The organism is Pseudomonas sp. G5001 (assembly GCF_013385475.1).
Taxonomy (GTDB): domain Bacteria; phylum Pseudomonadota; class Gammaproteobacteria; order Pseudomonadales; family Pseudomonadaceae; genus Aquipseudomonas.
Genome location: NZ_JACAPZ010000009.1, coordinates 38,854 through 56,144 on the forward strand (window position 1 = coordinate 38,854; position 17,291 = coordinate 56,144).

12 protein-coding genes are annotated in these 17,291 nt (G+C 62.3%); 4 read left to right on the forward strand and 8 right to left on the reverse strand.

Features of this window, described 5'->3' with window-relative positions; genetic code table 11:
• Window positions 1–30: 30 nt before the first annotated feature.
• Together HX805_RS08300 and HX805_RS08305 are read left to right on the forward strand one after the other, a co-directional pair.
• Entirely contained in the window at window positions 31–1,329 is a 1,299-nt protein-coding gene (locus HX805_RS08300) for a hypothetical protein (protein ID WP_003210581.1), read from the forward strand.
• Entirely contained in the window at window positions 1,322–2,110 is a 789-nt protein-coding gene (locus tag HX805_RS08305; RefSeq protein ID WP_003210582.1) for a VacJ family lipoprotein, read from the forward strand. Before HX805_RS08300 ends, HX805_RS08305 begins: the two co-directional genes overlap by 8 nt.
• 30 nt (window positions 2,111–2,140) lie before the next feature.
• Here HX805_RS08305 and HX805_RS08310 read toward each other — a convergent pair whose 3' ends face one another.
• The 7 genes from HX805_RS08310 to HX805_RS08340 form a co-directional block, all read right to left on the reverse strand.
• Entirely contained in the window at window positions 2,141–4,132 is a 1,992-nt protein-coding gene (locus HX805_RS08310; RefSeq protein ID WP_177116750.1) for an FUSC family protein, read from the reverse strand.
• A gap of 71 nt (window positions 4,133–4,203) precedes the next feature.
• Window positions 4,204–5,187 (reverse strand): GlxA family transcriptional regulator, encoded by a 984-nt coding sequence (locus HX805_RS08315; protein ID WP_134327091.1) that lies wholly within the window; start codon window positions 5,185–5,187, stop codon window positions 4,204–4,206.
• A 34-nt stretch (window positions 5,188–5,221) separates the two neighbouring features.
• The gene (locus HX805_RS08320) at window positions 5,222–6,127 is read right to left on the reverse strand and encodes a DUF808 domain-containing protein (RefSeq protein ID WP_177008362.1); all 906 of its coding nucleotides are present in this window, start codon (window positions 6,125–6,127) and stop codon (window positions 5,222–5,224) included.
• A 67-nt stretch (window positions 6,128–6,194) separates the two neighbouring features.
• Window positions 6,195–7,616, reverse strand: a complete 1,422-nt coding sequence (locus tag HX805_RS08325; protein WP_177116751.1) for an efflux transporter outer membrane subunit — start codon at window positions 7,614–7,616, stop codon at window positions 6,195–6,197.
• Window positions 7,613–10,738 (reverse strand): efflux RND transporter permease subunit, encoded by a 3,126-nt coding sequence (locus HX805_RS08330; RefSeq protein WP_177116829.1) that lies wholly within the window; start codon window positions 10,736–10,738, stop codon window positions 7,613–7,615. The genes HX805_RS08325 and HX805_RS08330 overlap by 4 nt, the downstream gene beginning before the upstream one ends.
• Window positions 10,739–10,743: 5 nt before the next feature.
• Window positions 10,744–13,806, reverse strand: a complete 3,063-nt coding sequence (locus HX805_RS08335; protein ID WP_003210588.1) for an efflux RND transporter permease subunit — start codon at window positions 13,804–13,806, stop codon at window positions 10,744–10,746.
• Between the two features lie 13 nt (window positions 13,807–13,819).
• The gene (locus HX805_RS08340) at window positions 13,820–14,947 is read right to left on the reverse strand and encodes an efflux RND transporter periplasmic adaptor subunit (protein ID WP_102606152.1); all 1,128 of its coding nucleotides are present in this window, start codon (window positions 14,945–14,947) and stop codon (window positions 13,820–13,822) included.
• A 241-nt stretch (window positions 14,948–15,188) separates the two neighbouring features.
• Between HX805_RS08340 and HX805_RS08345 the strand changes: the two genes are divergently transcribed.
• A complete protein-coding gene (locus HX805_RS08345) occupies window positions 15,189–15,794 on the forward strand; it encodes a TetR/AcrR family transcriptional regulator (RefSeq protein ID WP_003210590.1) in 606 nt (201 codons plus the stop codon).
• Window positions 15,795–16,005: 211 nt separating this feature from the next.
• Window positions 16,006–16,464, forward strand: a complete 459-nt coding sequence (locus HX805_RS08350) for a transposase (RefSeq protein ID WP_177116752.1) — start codon at window positions 16,006–16,008, stop codon at window positions 16,462–16,464.
• 126 nt (window positions 16,465–16,590) lie between these two features.
• Here the strand turns inward: HX805_RS08350 and HX805_RS08355 are convergent, their stop codons facing one another.
• Window positions 16,591–17,031 carry a heme-binding protein gene (locus HX805_RS08355; RefSeq protein ID WP_003210592.1) on the reverse strand — a complete coding sequence of 147 codons (441 nt, stop codon included), beginning with the start codon at window positions 17,029–17,031 and terminating at the stop codon, window positions 16,591–16,593.
• Between the last annotated feature and the right edge of the window lie 260 nt (window positions 17,032–17,291).

Here is a 17,291-nt window from a genome sequence, read left to right on the forward strand (position 1 = left end):
TCAGCACGTTTTCCTCTTAGGGATTTAGTCATGCTCCGTTCCTTGCGCTGTGCGGCCCTGTTGGGCAGCCTTTTTCTGAGTGCGTCAGCACTGGCGGTCGATATCGACCAGGCCAGCTATGGCTACCCTTTGACCAACCCGTTTGAAGCGACCATCGCCACTACCCCGCCGAACCTGCGGCCGGAACTGCCATCGGACGATCAAATCAATCAGTCCGACTACACCCTGACGATGCGTCCCGAGCGCGAGTTCAGCCTGCCTGACAACTTCTGGGCGGTGAAGAAACTCACCTACCGCATCGCCAAGCAGGACCGTGCCGCACCGCTGATATTCCTGATCGCCGGCACCGGCGCACGCTTTGACAGCACCATCAACGAATACCTGAAAAAGCTCTACTACAAGGCCGGCTACCACGTCGTCCAGCTGTCGTCCCCCACCAGCTTCGACTTCATCGCCGCCGCCTCGCGCTTCGCCACTCCCGGCATCAGCCAGGAAGACGCCGAAGACATGTACCGCGTGATGCAGGCCGTACGCGCGCAAAACCCGACGCTGCCCGTGACCGACTTCTACCTCACCGGCTACAGCCTCGGCGCCCTCGACGCAGCCTTTGTCAGCAAGCTGGACGAAACCCGTCGCAGCTTCAACTTCAAGAAAGTCCTGCTGCTGAACCCGCCGGTCAACCTCTATACCTCGATCACCAACCTCGACAAGCTGGTGCAGACCGAGGTCAAGGGCATCAACAACAGCACCACCTTCTATGAGCTGGTGTTGAACAAACTGACCCGCTACTTCCAGCAAAAGGGCTACATCGACCTCAACGATGCCCTGCTGTACGACTTCCAGAACTCCAAGGAACACCTGACCAACGAACAAATGGCGATGCTGATCGGCACTTCGTTCCGCTTCTCGGCGGCCGACATTGCCTTCACCTCGGACCTGATCAACCGCCGCGGCCTGATCATCCCGCCCAAGTACCCGATCAGCGAAGGCACCAGCCTCACCCCATTCCTCAAGCGTGCGCTGCAGTGCGACTTCGACTGCTACCTCACCGAACAGGTGATCCCGATGTGGCGCGCCCGTTCCGACGGTGGCAGCCTGTTGCAACTGGTTGACCAGGTCAGCCTGTATGCCCTCAAGGACTACCTGCACGACAGCCCGAAAATCGCCGTCATGCACAACGCCGACGACGTGATCCTGGGCCCGGGCGACCTTGGCTTCCTGCGTAAAACCTTCGGCGATCGCTTGACCGTCTACCCCCTGGGCGGCCATTGCGGCAACCTCAATTACCGCGTCAACGCCGACGCCATGCTGGAGTTCTTCCGTGGCTAAATATCTTCTGCTGCTCGCTGCTCTGATGTGCGCGGGCGTGGCCAATGCCGACAACAGCAAGGCCCACACGCCAACCGTAGTGGACTCCGACGGCTTCAAGGAGCCCCTGAGCCACCTCAAGTTCAACCCTGGCCTGGACCAGCGTGAGTTCGAGCGCTCGTCGGTCAACGCGCTGAATGTCTACGACCCGCTGGAGTCGTGGAACCGCCGGGTCTACCACTTCAACTACCGCTTCGACCAGTGGGTGTTCCTGCCGGTGGTGGACGGTTACCGCTATGTCACCCCGAGCTTCCTGCGTACCGGCGTCAGCAACTTCTTCAACAACCTCGGGGATGTACCCAACCTGCTGAACAGCCTGCTGCAGCTCAAGGGCCATCGTTCCCTGGAAACCACCGGGCGCCTGCTGCTCAATACCACCATCGGCATCGCCGGCCTGTGGGACCCGGCTACCGCCATGGGCCTGCCGCGCCAGAGCGAAGACTTCGGCCAGACCCTGGGCTTCTACGGTGTACCGGGCGGCGCCTACCTGGTGCTGCCGCTGTTTGGTCCGTCGAACCTGCGGGATACCACCGGCCTGCTGGTGGACTACGGCGCCGAGACCGAGATCAACTTCCTGAACGTGTCCAAGGTCAGCGAAAACCACCCGGAAATCTGGGCCCTGCGCGCCGTCGACAAGCGCTACCAGACCAGCTTCCGCTACGGCCAGATGAACTCGCCGTTCGAGTATGAAAAGGTGCGCTACGTGTACACCGAGGCGCGCAAGTTGCAGATCGCCGAGTAATGCCCCGTGTAGGCGCTGGCTTGCCAGCGCCTACATCCCCCGCCGACACCACTTACGCCACGTAAACCGCAGTTGCAGCACGGCCGCCCTGGCCATTTCCCGATCCTGCTCCGCCAATCCCGAAGGCTGTTCAAGCGCTTCAAGCATCGCAACGCTGGCCGCATCCATCAGCAACTCATTCGCCACGCTCGGTCCACCCTCCTCCAACACCGACTCCAATGCCCGCAAATAGCGATCGCGCTCAATCGCCAACGCACCCCGGCTGTCCGCCAGGCAGGCGCGCAACTCCAGCAACTCATCCCCCAGGTCCAGCCCCAGCAATCCGTTATCCCAGTGGACACGGCGATCGGCAGGCAAGGTTTCGCTGTAGCGCGACAGGCGAATCAGCCGGTCCGCCATGCGCCCGCCAAACCAGCTTTCAGCCTGCTCCAGGGGGCGGGAAGTCAATTGCGCCAGGTCGAACAGCGACGCCTTGAACATCCGCCGATAGTGATGCTCGCCGGGATTGAGTTGGATCAGCCGAAACACCACCACGGCAATCCCGACACCCACCAACGTCGCGATGGCCTTGTTGAGGAACGCGGCGAAGTCATAGGTCATCACATTGCTGGGCCCGACGTTGTTGACGAAAAAGATGCAGAACGCCGAGGCCGTGGCCGCCAGCTTGAGGCGGCTCATGCACAATGAGGCGAAAAACAGCGGCACTCCCAACGCCAGGCATAACAAGGGAAAGCCATCGAAGCCGGGCAACAGCACGAAGCACACAAAACCGGCCACCGGGATCGACAGCGCTATGCCCTTGAGGAAGTTAAGGCTGGAAGCCGACGGGTTTTCCCGCGCTGCAAACAGGCTCAACACCACGCCACAAATCGATACCGCGCCCAAACCCGAAGGCCATGCCGTAAAGATCCAGAACGCCGCGACCGCCAGAAACGCCAACGCACTGCGCAGCCCGCCAAGCACCCCCTGCTCGATATCCCGGTGCCAGGACATCGCCCCCGGTGCGCCGGGCGGCACCCTGCCCTGCTCGACCGCCGACAGCGTCAATGCACCCAGCTCAATCAAGCGCAACACCTGCGCCAGTTGCACCAGGCAAAAGTGCGCCTCCTGGCCAAGATGCGGATCCTGCAACGCCAGGCCAAGCCGTTGTGACAACCCGGGCAGCTCATCAAGGCGCTCCTGCTGCAACGCCAAAGCCACCGCTTCAATCAGTGGCCCGACCGCCGCCGTTTCATCGAGCATCATCCGCTGGCGCGCCACGCCCCGCGCCGCCCGCAGCAGGCTAAGCAGATCACGGCTGAGCACCCGCAAGGCCTGGGAGCGGCGCCGGCCCTTGGGCCCTTCAAACCAGGCATGGTCGCGCTGGCTGTCCACCGCCACCAGGCGGCTCAATGCTTCGAGCAAGCCTTTACGCTGGTCGGTACCCAACAGCTCCGAAGCGGCAGCCCGCACCCCGGCCTGCCAGGCGGCGCGCGCCTGAACCGCCAGCACCTGCTCGACCCGGCGCGGCCACAGAATCGTACTGGCGATGGAGGCACAAAGAATCCCCAGGCTGATCTCCTGGCAGCGCGCCACCGCCTCATCGAACACTCCCAGCGGTGCCGCCGTAGCGGGCAGCGCAATAATCGCCGTGGTGTAACCCGCCAGCACAAACCCATAGGACGCATGATTGCGCAGCAAGGATGCCCCCGTGGTGCAGAACGCCAGCCACAGCGCCATGCACAGCAGGAACAGCAGCGGCGCCTGGCCAAATACACCGATCATCGCGATGGAAACCATGGCCCCGACAAACGTACCCACCAGCCGATAGGCGCCTTTGGCCAGGACCATGCCGCTGGTGGACTGGCCCACGATAAATACGGTGGTCAGGGCCCATTGCGGTTGCTGCAAGTCAAAACAGAAGGCCAGGTACAACGCGACCCCGCCGGCGATCATGTTGCGCAAGGCAAACAGCAGATCGCTACGGGACGGGGTCAACGTCGCCTGCCAGAAATCAGGGAGCTGGAAGGTGGAGGATTTCATTAAACCCACATATAGATAGCAAGCTAATGATTAGCATCGTATCTATATTTGTGGCGAATGCCAATCTCAGGCTATTTGACCAGGCGCTTTTCCTTGGATGGCCTGTAGCCAAAGTAGGCGCTGTAGCACTTGCTGAAATGGCTCGGCGAGACAAACCCGCAAGCCACCAGCACATCCACCTGGGACAGCTCGGTGTGTTGCAGCAGCCGACGGGCCTCGGTGATGCGCAGTTCCAGGTAATAACGCTGGGGCGTGGTGCCAAGCTGCTCCTTGAACAAACGCTCCAACTGGCGTCGGGAACGGCCCGCATAAACGGCCAGTTGCTCAAGCTCCAGAGGCTCTTCGAGGTTGGCGTCCATCAGGTTGACCACCTCGCGCAGGGGTGCGCTCAAGCACACGTTTTCCGTGGGTTTCACCCGCCGGTAGCGCGACTCCTCAAACGCCAGGATGTCCTCGATCCCCTCCACCAGCGCTTTGCCGTACAGCCCCTTGATCCAGTCCAGCGCCATATGAAACGCCCCGGACGGGCTCGATGCCGTCAGCCGGTCGCGATCAATCACATAGGGTTCGCTGCTGACCTGCGTCGCCTTGCAGAAATCAGCGAGGGCCGGGCGATGTTCCGGGTGCACGGCGCAGCGGTAGCCGCCCAGCAATCCCGCACGCCCCAGGAACCACGCACCATTCCACAAACCGGCCAGGCTCACACCCTGCTCCGAGGCGCTTTTCAGCAGGTGGATAAACTCCTCCGCAGCCTTCAGTTCAGTGCGATAGCCACCGCATATCACCAACAGGTCCAACTCTTTAAGCACCGAAGACTCAAGCCGCGCATCGGGCCGGATCACCAGCCCCAGGTCACTGATCACCTCGCCTTCCCGCAAGCCGAAGGTCGAGGTAGAAAAAGAAGCGGGCCGCAGCAGGTTGGCGGTGATCAGTGTATCCAGCGCCTGGGTAAACGCCGGCAGCGAAAAATGTTCGAGCAACACAAATCCCGCACGCACCGTCTGACGGGCCTCGCCGGGATTTTCATTCAGGTAGCGGAGGTTTTTGCCTTTCATGCCCCCGCTGAATTGCCGTCGCTCGATCAAATGCCTATGCCCTCACACGCTTCCAGAGGTTACCCACCACGCTGACCACCGCCAACACCACGGCCCCGGCAATGATCCCCGCCACGGCATTGAGCAACGTCGGCATCAACCACGCCAGGCCGCCAGTACTCTGGCTCACGGTCTCGATCCAGTGATGCACCACCGGCACACCATGGGTCAGGATGCCACCGCCGACCATGAACATCGCCGCCGTACCGATCACCGACAGGCTTTTCATCATGTACGGCGCCGCCCGCAGGATCGCCCCGCCAATGCTGCGCGCCGCCTGGCCGGGCTTCTGGGTGAGCCACAGGCCCAGGTCGTCGAGCTTGACGATACCCGCCACCAGGCCGTAGACACCGATGGTCATGACGATGGCGATACCCGACAACACGATCACTTGCTGCATCAGCGGTGCATCGGCCACGGTACCGAGGGTGATGGCGATGATTTCGGCGGAGAGGATGAAGTCGGTACGGATCGCGCCCTTGATCTTGTCCTTCTCGAAGGCCACCAGGTCCGTGGCCGGATCCGCCACGGCTTCCACCAGGTGCGCCTGCTCTTCGGTGCGTTTGTGGAAGAAGCTATGGGCGAGTTTTTCGAAACCTTCAAAACACAGGTAAGCGCCGCCCAGCATCAACAACGGCGTGACCGCCCACGGCGCAAATGCGCTGATCAGCAACGCAGCCGGCACCAAAATCAGCTTGTTGACGAACGAGCCCTTGGCCACCGCCCACACCACCGGAATTTCCCGCTCGGCGCGCACCCCGGAGACTTGCTGGGCATTCAGCGCCAGGTCGTCCCCCAGCACGCCGGCGGTTTTCTTCGCGGCCATCTTGGTCATCAACGCCACATCGTCGAGCACCGCAGCGATGTCGTCGATCAATACCAGCAAACTGCTTCCTGCCATGGCTCAGGCTTCCCGTGATTCAAAGTGCGCCGAGAATAACGCGGCGCACACCGGGTTAGCGAGCCGTTCAGTGCTGAGGGGTTTGCCAACCACCGCCCAGGCTCTGGATCAGCGCCACACTGCCCTGGCTGAGCTGGCCCTGGGTGTCGCGAAGATTCTGCTCGGCTTGCAGCAACACCAGTTGCTGGGTCAGCACGGCCTCCTGGCTCACGGTGCCGGCGCGCAACTGTGCTTCCTGGCTGCCGAACAGTTGCTGATTACGCTGGTACACCTGCTGGAACGCATCGGCCTGGGTTTGCAGGTGGTTGATTGCCGACAGGTTGTCTTCAACGTTCTGCAAGGCGCTGAGCACGGTGCCCTTGTAGGTCGCGGCGATCTGGTCATAGCTGGCCTCGGCCTGCTTGACCGCCGCTTCGCGGGCGCCGCCATCGAACAGGGTTTCCGCCAGCGCCGGGCCCAACGTCCAGATGCGATTGGGCAGGGAGAACAACCCGCCCAACGCACTGCCGCGGTAACCGGCCTCGGCAGTAAGATCCAGGGTTGGGAAGAATGCGGCTTCAGCCACGCCGATTTTCGCGTTGGCCGCCGCTGCCGAGCGCTCCGCCGCCACCACATCGGGACGCCGTTGCAGCAGGGTAGACGGCAAGGTCAACGGTGGCCGCGGGACCACGAAGCTGTAGTCATTGCGCACCGCCACGCTGAATTCACTCGGCGCCACGCCCACCAGCACAGCCAGCGCGTGTTCGTATTGCTCGCGGTCGCGCAGGGAGGTCTGCAAGTCGGCAATCGAGGTGGTCAACTGGTCCTGAGCCACCAGCAACTGGTCGTTGGTGGCGACGCCCTGGGTGAACTGCACCTGGATCATGTCCAGCAGTTGCTGGTTGATCTTCTGTTGTTGCTGCAACAGGCGCACGTCGATGTCCATCTGCCGCAGGGCGAGGTAGTTACTCGCCACGCTGGAACTGATGGACAGCCGCACCCCGGCCAGCAACGCATCCGATTGCTGGGCCGTCGCCTGGCTGGACTCTATCCCGCGCCGCACCAGGCCCCACAGGTCCGGCTCCCAACTGGCGGTCAAGGTTGCGCTGACGCTGTTCGCGACGCCGCCCGTCGTGGTGCCGGTAGTCGACGTACCGCTGCCGCTGCCCGCCGTTCCCCGCGAACCCGACAACCCCACGCCCACCGTCGGCCACAAACCGGCCCGGCTGGACGCCACCTGCGCCTGAGCCAAACGGTACGCGGCCTCCGCCGCGATGATCGACTGGTTGGCCTTGGCCGAGCGCGCCACCAAATCGTTCAGTACCGGATCCTGATAAGCCAGCCACCACTGACTGTCCATCGCCCCTTGGGGGTTAGCCGCCGCGCGCTGCCACTGCGCGCCTTCCTTGAACGACTGCGGCAGCTCCATGGCGGGCTTCTGGTAATCGGGCCCGACCATGCAGCCGCCGAGCAGCAGGCTGATGCAAAGCACGCTGTATTTCACGTTCATAACCTTGCTTCCTTACGCCGACCCAGGCGCTGTGACGCCCGGTCGAGCCACAGGTAGATCACCGGGGTGGTGTACAGCGTCAGCACCTGGCTGAACAGCAGGCCACCAATAATCGAAATCCCCAACGGCCGGCGCAACTCAGAGCCATAACCGGTGCCGAGCACCAGCGGCAGCGCGCCAAGGATCGCCGCCAGGGTCGTCATCATGATCGGCCGGAAACGGATCAGGCACGCTCGGCGAATCGCTTCCTTGGCCGTGAGGCCGAACTCCCGCCGCTCGGTGATCGCGAAGTCGATCATCATGATCGCGTTTTTCTTCACGATACCAATCAACAGAATCACCCCCACCAGCGCAATGATCGACAGCTCGGTGCCGGTCAGCAGCAAGGCGATCAACGCACCGACGCCGGCCGAGGGCAGGGTCGAAAGAATGGTCAGCGGGTGCGTCAGGTTTTCGTAGAGGATGCCCAGCACGATATACACGCACAGCAACGCAGCGACGATCAGCAGTGGCTCACTGGCCACCGACGACTGGAACACCTGGGCCGTACCGGCAAACTGGCCGACCACACTGGCGGGCATGCGCAGTTGCTTCACCGCATCGTCCACCATCGCCGTGGCCTGGCCGATGGACGTGCCGGGCGCTAGGTTGAACGAGACTGTCACCGCCGGGAACGTGCCCTGGTGACTGATGGAAATTGCGGTGCGCGCCACCGTGTTATCCGCCAGTGCCGAGAGTGGCACCAGGGTCTGCCCGGTGGTCAGGTTGGGCGCCGCCGTGGTGCCCTTGGTGGTCGTGGCCTGGGTGCCCGTCGGCACATAAATGCCCTTGAGCGCGGAAGGGTCGGTCCAGTATTCCGGCGCGATTTCCATCACCACGTGGTACTGGTTGGCCGCGCGATACAGGGTCGCGACCTGGCGCTGGCCAAAGGCGTCGTACAGCGTCTGGTCGACCGCCGAGACACTCACCCCGAGGCGCGCCGCCGTGTCCCGGTTGATTTGCACATTGGCCAGCAAGCTGTTGTCTTGCTGGTCGGTATTGAGGTCGGTGAGTTGCGGCAATTTGCGCAGCACCGCCACCACCTTGGGCACCCATTCGTCCAGCGACTCCTGGTCATCGGCGGTCAGGGTGTATTGGTATTGCGCGCCACTTTGCCGGCCACCCACGGTGATGTCCTGGGCCGACTGCAAATACAGCTTGGTGCCCGGCAAGTCGCCGAGGCTGCGGCGGATCTGGCCGATGATTTCGGTGGCGTTGTCCTTGCGCTCGCCCAGGGGCTTGAGCAATACAAACATCTGCGCGCTGTTGACCGCCCCGCCGCCCCCTCCGCCACCGCCGACAAACCCGGCGACGGTTTCGACGTTCGGGTTTTTCATCACCTTGCGGTTGATCTCGGTGAAGTCCTTCTGCATCGCCCCATAGGAAATGCTCTGGTTCGCCAGGATGCTGCCCTGCAAGCGCCCGGTGTCTTCCTGGGGGAAAAAACCCTTGGGCACCAGCACGTACAACACGCCGGCGAGCACGATCACCAACACCGTCACAAAACCCATCAGCACCGTATGGTCGATCACCCAACCGAGGGTGCGATCGTAGAAGCGGTGAAAGCGCGAGTCCGGGTGTTCATTGCCTTCATGAATCGCTTTCGGCGCGCGCAGCAGCACGCTGGCGAGCATCGGTGTAACCGTCAGCGAGATCAGCATCGAGATCACGATGGCCACCGACAACGATACCGAAAACTCGCGGAACAGCCGCCCGACAATCCCGCCCATCAGCAGCAGCGGAATAAACACCGCCACCAGCGACACGCTGATGGTCAGTACCGTGAAGCCGACTTCCTGGGCACCGGCCAGCGCCGCTTCCACCCGGGTCTTGCCGCGCTCCAGGTGGCGCATGATGTTTTCCACCACCACAATCGCATCGTCCACCACAAAGCCGGTGGAAATCGTCAGCGCCATGAGTGACAGGTTGTTCAGGCTGTAGCCGAGGAAGTACATCGCGCCGAAGGTGCCGAGCAGCGACAGCGGCACCACAATCGCCGGCACCAGGGTGCTGCGCCAGTCGCGGAAGAAGCCGAAGGTCACCAGGGTCACCAGCAGGATCGACACCAGCAACGTGATCTCGACGTCATGCAACGAGGCGCGAATGGTGGTGGTGCGGTCCATCAGCAGGTTGAGCTTGATCGTCGCCGGAATCGAGCTTTGCAGGAACGGCAGCGAGGCTTTCACCGCGTCCACCGTTTCGATCACGTTGGCGCCCGGCTGCTTGAACACCACCAGCAATACTGCCGGCTTACCGTTGGACAGGCCGAAGTTGCGCAGGTCCTGCACGTCTTCGCGCACGTAGCCCAGGTCGGCGATATGGATCAGGTCGCCGTTGTGGGCCTTGACCACCAGCGGCCCGTAGTCCTTTTCATCGAGCAACTGGTCATTCGCCGCAATGCCGTAGTTGCGATCACCGATGGCCACGTTGCCCTTGGGCAAGTTGACGTTGGAGGCGTTGATCACCTGGCGCACCTGCTCCAGGCTCACGCCGTACTGGTTGAGCCGGTCGGGGTTCAATTCCACCCGCACCGCCGGCAGCGCGCCGCCGCCCACCGTCACGTCACCGACCCCGGTAGTCTGCAACAACATCTGCTCCAGCAGGGTCGAGGCCACGTCATACATCTGCCCCGGCGTGGCGCTGTCGGAGGTCAGGCTGATGATCAGAATCGGCGAATCCGCCGGGTTGACCTTGCGGTACGTCGGGTTGCCGGACAGGTCGCTGGGCAGGTTGCTGCGGGCGGCATTGATCGCCGCCTGCACATCCCGCGCGGCGCCGTCGATGTCGCGATTCAGGTCGAACTGCAAAATGATCCGCGCCGAGCCCAAGCTGCTGGATGAGGTCATCTGCGTGACCCCGGCGATCTGCCCGAACTGGCGCTCCAGGGGCGTGGCCACTGAACTGGCGACGGTGGTCGGATCGGCGCCGGGCAACGAGGCGCTGACGCTGATGGTCGGGAAATCCACCTCCGGCAACGGCGCCACCGGCAACAGCATGAAGGCCAGCGCGCCAAACAGCGCGAGGCCGGCCGCCATCAAGGTGGTTGCAATCGGGCGGCGAACAAACGGCGCGCTGAGGTTCATTGCCATCAGACCGCTTCAGCCGGGCGGCGGCTGAAGCGCTGCCCCAGGCCGTGCATGGCGAGGAAGATCACCGGCGTAGAGAACAGCGTCAGCAACTGGCTCAACAAAAGACCGCCGATAATCGCGATGCCCAGCGGGTGACGCAGCTCCGAACCAATCCCCGTACCGAGCGCCAGCGGCACCGCGCCGAACAGCGACGCCATGCTGGTCATCAGGATCGGCCGGAACCGCAACTCTGCCGCCTGGCGGATCGCGGCCGTGGGGCTCAGGCCGCCCTCGCGTAATAACTCCAGGGCAAAGTCGACCATCATGATGCCGTTTTTCATCACGATGCCGATCAGCAACACAATGCCAATCAAACCGATAATGTCGAACTGCGTGCCGGTCACCAGCAGTGCCAGCAAGGCCCCGAGCGCTGCCGAGAGCAGCGTCGAAAGGATCGTCACCGGGTGCACGAAGCTCTCGTACAGAATCCCCAGCATCAGGTACACCACCACAATCGCCGCCACCACCAGGAATACCTGGTTGGACAGCGACTGTTCGAACGTCGCCGCCGCGCCTTCCAGGTTGGCCTGCACCGACAGCGGCAAGCCGACCTTGGCCTCGATGTCCTTGAGCCGCGTCACTGCCGTGCCAAGGGTCTGGCCCGGAGCAAGGTTGAACGACACGTCGGCATACGGAAACTGACCCAGGCGGTTGATGGTCACGGGCGTACGCACCACCTGCATGGTCGCCATGCTCGACAGCGGCGCCACACCGCCACCGGGAATGTCCACGTACAACCCGGTGAGCAGGTCCGGCAAGTTGCGCGGCGGATGGTCGGTGGCGATCACCACGTGGTACTGGTTGAGCTGGGTGTAGATCGTCGAGACCTGGCGCTGGCCGAAGGCGTCATACAGCACATCGTCGATCGCCTGGGGCGTGATACCAAGGCGCGAGGCGGTGGCGCGGTCAAAGGTCAGCTGGATCTGATTGCCGAATTGCATCGCCTGGCTTTGCACGTCGGTGAACATCGGGTCTTGCTTGATCGCCGCCAGCAGCTTGTTCGTCCACGTTTCCAGTTCGTCCGGATCGGTGGCTTGCAGGCCCAGGCGGTAGCTGGTGGTGGACACCGTGGCGTCGAGGGTCAGGTCCTGTACCGAGTGCAGGTACAGGCGGATCCCGGCGTCGTCGGCGTTGGCATCGGAGAGCCGGCGGATCACCTCGGTGGCACTGTCACGCTCGCCGCGCGGCTTGAGGTTGATCAGCAGGTTGCCCTGGTTGATGGTCGGGTTGGTCTGGTCGATACCCACAAAGGACGACAAGCTTTGCACCGCCGGGTCCTTGAGGATTCGCGCGGCCAGGCGCTGTTGCTCGGTCTGCATCTGCTGGAACGAAACCGTCGGCGCCGCCTGGGAAATACCCTGGATCAGCCCGGTGTCCTGGTCGGGGAAAAAGCCCTTCGGCATGATCACCAGAATCATCAGGGTCAGCGCGGCGGTGAGCGCTATCGAGATCAGGGTCAAGGTGCGGTGCGCCAACACCCAGTCAAGGCCACGCACGTAGTGGGTGTTGATGCGGTCGAAGAAATCCGCGCGGCGTTCCTGGTGCTTATTCTTGAGCATCCGCGCGCACATCATCGGCGTGAGGGTCAGGGAGATGAACGCCGAGATAACGATGGTCACGGCCACGGTCATGGCGAATTCGCGGAACAGCCGGCCGACCACATCGCCCATGAACAGCAGCGGGATCATCACTGCAATCAGCGCAATCGACAGCGAAATAATCGTGAAGCCGATTTGCTCCGAACCCTTGAGCGCCGCCTCCAGCGGCGAGTCGCCCGCCTCGATATAGCGTGTGATGTTTTCGATCATCACGATGGCGTCGTCCACCACGAACCCGATGGCGATAGTCAGCGCCATCAGTGTCAGGTTGTTCAGGGAGAAGCCCAGCGCATAGGCCACCGCCAGGGTGCCCACCAGCGTCAGCGGCACGGTGACTGCCGGAATAACCGTCGCCGCAACGTCGCGCAGGAAAATGAAAATCACGATCACCACCAGCAGCACCGCCACCGCCAGTTCGTACTGCACATCGGTGACCGAGGCGCGGATGGTTTGCGTGCGGTCGGTCAGCACATCGACCTTCAAGGTACCCGGCAAACTGGCCCGCAGCTTGGGCAGCAATTGCTGCACGCGGTCGACCACCTGGATCACGTTGGCGCCTGGCTGGCGCTGGATGTTCAGCACAATCGACGGCGTGCTGTTGGTCCACGCTGCCTGGCGCGGGTTCTCCGGGCCCTGGGTGGAACTGGCGATCTGTGACAGGCGAATCGGCGCGCCATTTTTATAGGCGATCACCAGGTCGCGGTATTCCTCGGCCGATTGCAGCTGGTCGTTGGCACCAATCGAATACGCCTGGAACTTGCCGTCGATATTGCCCTTGGCCTGGTTGACGTTGGCCGTGCCGAGGGAGGTGCGCAGGTCATCAATGGACAGGCCGAGGCTATTGAGCGCCGAGGTATTCGCCTCGACCCGCACCGCCGGGCGCTGACCGCCGCTGATGGTCACCAGGCCGACGCCAGTGATCTGCGAGATCTTCTGCGCCAGCCGTGTATCCGCCAGGTCCTCGACCTTGGTCAGCGGCAACACATCGGAGGTCAGGGACAGGGTCAGCACCGGCGCATCCGCCGGATTGACCTTGCTGTATACCGGTGGGTACGGCAGGTTGGCCGGCAGGAAGGTGCCGGCGGCGTTGATCGCGGCCTGCACTTCCTGCTCTGCCACATCCAGGGACAGCGACAGGTCGAATTGCAGGGTCACCACCGAAGCGCCGTCGGAGCTGGTGGAGTTCATCGACTTGAGGCCCGGCATCTCGCCGAGCTGGCGCTCCAGCGGCGCGGTGATCGAGGAGCTGACCACGTCCGGGCTGGCGCCGGGGTATTGGGTGAAGACCTGGATGGTCGGGTAGTCGACTTCAGGCAACGCCGACACCGACAACAGGTGATACCCCAACATGCCCAGCAACAGCACCGCGACCATCATCAAGGTGGTGGCGACGGGACGTTCGATAAAGGGCCGCGAAATGTTCATGCTCGGCAGCTCCTCACTGGGCGACGACCTTCACCGCCGAACCGTCATCCAGTTTGTCGGCGCCTTCGGTGATCACCTGCTCGCCTGGCTTGACCCCGTTTTCGAGCACCGCCGACACATCGCCCATCGATGGGCCGGTCTTGATGTTGCGCAGGCTGGCCTTGTCGCCATTCACCACGAACACAAAATCGCCCTTGCTGCCATGCTGGATCGCCCGGGTGGGCACCACGGCAACCTGGGCCAGGGTGTCGGCCTTCAGGCGCGCATTGACGAACTGGTTGGGGAACAGCGCACTGCCCGAATCATCGAACTGCGCCTTGACCTTGATGGTGCCGGTGGAGGTGTCTACCTGGTTGTCCAGGGCCAACAGGCTGCCGGTGGCCAGCAGGGCTTTCTTGTTGCGGTCGTAGGCCAGCACCGTCACGACGCCACGGCCCAGGGCCTGGTTGATAGCGCCCAAGTCGTCCTCGGGGACCGCGAACACCACGGTGGCCGGGTTCATCTGGGTAATCACCACGATGCCGGTGGTGCTGGTGGTGGTGACGTAATTGCCGGGGTCGACCAGGCGCAGGCCCACCACACCGTCGACCGGCGAAGTGATGGTGCAGTAGCCGACCTGCACTTCAAGGTTCTGCACATTGCCCTGGTCGGCGGCCACGGTGCCCAGTTGTTGCTGGACCAAGGACGCCTGGGTGTCGACGGTTTGCTGGCTGGTAGAACCGGCCTTGACCAGTTCGCGGTAGCGCACCAGATCGCGCTGGGCATTGCTCAACACAGCCTGGTCGTGGGCCAGGGTACCCTTGGCCACGGCCAGTTGGGCCTTGAGAGCACGGTCATCGATCCGCGCAATCACCTGGCCCTTGCTGACGTGCTGGCCTTCCTTGAATTCCACGCTGCTGAGGATGCCATCGACCTGGGTGACCACGGTCACACTGCGGGTGGGGGTGACGGTGCCGAGGGCATCGATATACACCGGCACGTCCTGCAACACCACCGGCACCACGGCCACCGGTTCGCCGGTGACGGCCGGCCGGCCTTTGTGCCCGCCTGCAAAGAAGTGCAAACCCAGGGCAATCAACAACGCTACCAGTAACAACGTGCCAACGGCCCAGGCGAACGTACGTCGTCTGCTTTTCTCCACGGGTTTCTCTCTCGAACGCCGAAAACAGGAAGCGGCGGCCAGGCTAAATGGCCGCTCGCTGCCTGAACTCTAGCAGCGCGCTCGAGCTGTGCCTGTACGACCGTGAATGCGTTCAGCATCAAGACAGACAAAGTCAGCTGGGCGCCCCGCCATGCAAGGGCTGCGGCGGGATTCTTGAGCCCTGCGCAAAGCCGGTGCTACCATGCCAGACCGCCTGTCTTGGCAAGGAACCTCCTGGTCTATGAGCACCATTCGCGAGCGCAACAAAGAACTGATCCTGCGGGCTGCCAGTGAGGAGTTTGCCGACAAGGGCTTCGCCGCGACCAAAACCAGCGACATCGCCGCCAAGGCCGGGCTGCCCAAGCCCAACGTCTACTACTACTTCAAGTCCAAGGACAACCTCTATCGCGAGGTGCTCGAAAGCATTATCGAGCCGATCCTGGCGGCCTCCACACCGTTCAATCCTGATGGCGACCCTTCGGCCGTGCTGAGCGGGTACATCCGCTCGAAGATCTGCATCTCCCGGGATTTGCCGTTTGCCTCGAAAGTGTTTGCCAGTGAGATCATGCACGGCGCCCCGCATTTAAGCCCCGAGCAGGTGGAACAGCTGAATGCCCAGGCCAAGCACAACATCGACTGCATCCAGAGCTGGGTGGACCGTGGGCTGATTGCGCCGATTGATCCGCATCACCTGATGTTCAGCATTTGGGCGGCGACGCAGACGTATGCGGATTTTGACTGGCAGATTTCGGCGGTGACCGGCAAGGCGAAGTTGGATGAAGCGGATTATGAGGCGGCGGCGCAGACGATTATTCGGTTGGTGTTGAAGGGGTGTGAGCGGGACTGATAGACCGCAGCGTCTTCAAGATTCGCGAGCAAGCCCGCTCCCACATTTGAATTTGTGCCAGACATAAATTGTTTAAACGCCGCAGATCCAATGTGGGAGCGGGCTTGCTCGCGAAAGCGCCCTCCCAGACACATCCTGCACAAAGCCAAACCATCATCTCCAGATTCCCCGATCTAGCCTCTCAGACCCCCACCTGAAGAGAGGCAAAGGAATGCCTGATCCAGCTGCTTCGCATCGCCTGCGCATCGGGCGATTCAGCGAGTCCAACCGCATCTACCTGATCACCACCAACACCCACGAACGCGCGCCGATATTCAGTGATTTTTATCTCGGCCGCCTGGTGGTCTGGCAATTCCGGCTCGCCCAGTATCAAGGGCTGGCGAACTCCCTGGCCTGGGTGGTCATGCCCGACCACTTTCACTGGTTGATTGAGCTGCAAAAAGGCTCATTGGGAGACCTGATGTGCCAGGTGAAGTCCAAAAGCACTCGAACCGTTAATGGCGCTACGGGCCGCAGAGGGCGGCTATGGCAAACCAGCTTTCATGATCGTGCGCTGCGCAAGGACGATGACTTGGTGAAGATGGCTCGGTATGTCGTGGCCACCCCATTAAGAGCAGGGTTGGTGGAGCGGATTGGCGACTATCCGCTGTGGGATGCGGTTTGGGTTTAGGTCCGGGACCGAGTCGCCCCTTTCGCGAGCAAGCCCGCTCCCACATTTGACCGAGTTCCAGCCTTGGAATGCAGTCAAATGTGGGAGCGGGCTTGCTCGCGAAGAGGCCCGACCAGTCACCTCACATCAAGCAGTAACCCCCGCATCCGCCAACAACCCCAACCCCTCGATCGCACTGATCGCACACTGCTCGTCAATATCCGACGTATCCCCGCTGATCCCGATCGCGCCCAGCACCACACCCGCCTGATCCCGGATCAACACCCCGCCCGGCGCCGGCACCACGCTGCCCTGCCCCAGGCTGTTCAGCGCGGCAATAAACGCCGGCCGTTGCTGTGCGTCCAGCGCCAGCAAGCGCGAGCCCTTGCCCAGGGCTATCGCACCCCAGGCCTTGCCAATCGCGATCTGCGGGCGCAGCAGGCTCGCGCCATCCTCGCGCTGCAACGTTATCAAATGCCCGCCGCTGTCGAGTACCGCAACGGTCAGCGGTGCCGCCGAAATGGTGCGGCCTGCCGCGATGGCGTGGCTGGCCAGGTTGACTGCGACTTTCAAGGTTAAAGCGCTCATGGGTGCCGTCCTTATCTTGTTATGGGAAAGCCGTGGGGCTCTGTCTGATCAGAAGCTCGATCAAACAAATAGAACACAATAGATTTATTTTTTGTATACAATATTTCAAAACATACGCACCACACGTCGAAATATTCCCGTCCATAAGCCTTCCGACGAACGTAAAGGCCACCCAAGAAAATGGATTGACCTGCCCCGCTCGCCGTGAATACACTTCGGACCAACACCACTTGTATACAATTACAAAACGCAAGAGGCAC

Coding starts and splice junctions, on each gene's coding strand:
- HX805_RS08320 (WP_177008362.1), bottom strand. CDS start 6,127: ATGGCAGGAAGCAGTTTGCTGGTATTGATCGACGACATCGCTGCGGTG.
- HX805_RS08355 (WP_003210592.1), bottom strand. CDS start 17,031: ATGAGCGCTTTAACCTTGAAAGTCGCAGTCAACCTGGCCAGCCACGCC.
- HX805_RS08335 (WP_003210588.1), bottom strand. CDS start 13,806: ATGAACATTTCGCGGCCCTTTATCGAACGTCCCGTCGCCACCACCTTG.
- HX805_RS08325 (WP_177116751.1), bottom strand. CDS start 7,616: ATGAACGTGAAATACAGCGTGCTTTGCATCAGCCTGCTGCTCGGCGGC.
- HX805_RS08315 (WP_134327091.1), bottom strand. CDS start 5,187: ATGAAAGGCAAAAACCTCCGCTACCTGAATGAAAATCCCGGCGAGGCC.
- HX805_RS08300 (WP_003210581.1), top strand. CDS start 31: ATGCTCCGTTCCTTGCGCTGTGCGGCCCTGTTGGGCAGCCTTTTTCTG.
- HX805_RS08310 (WP_177116750.1), bottom strand. CDS start 4,132: ATGAAATCCTCCACCTTCCAGCTCCCTGATTTCTGGCAGGCGACGTTG.
- HX805_RS08330 (WP_177116829.1), bottom strand. CDS start 10,738: ATGAACCTCAGCGCGCCGTTTGTTCGCCGCCCGATTGCAACCACCTTG.
- HX805_RS08350 (WP_177116752.1), top strand. CDS start 16,006: ATGCCTGATCCAGCTGCTTCGCATCGCCTGCGCATCGGGCGATTCAGC.
- HX805_RS08345 (WP_003210590.1), top strand. CDS start 15,189: ATGAGCACCATTCGCGAGCGCAACAAAGAACTGATCCTGCGGGCTGCC.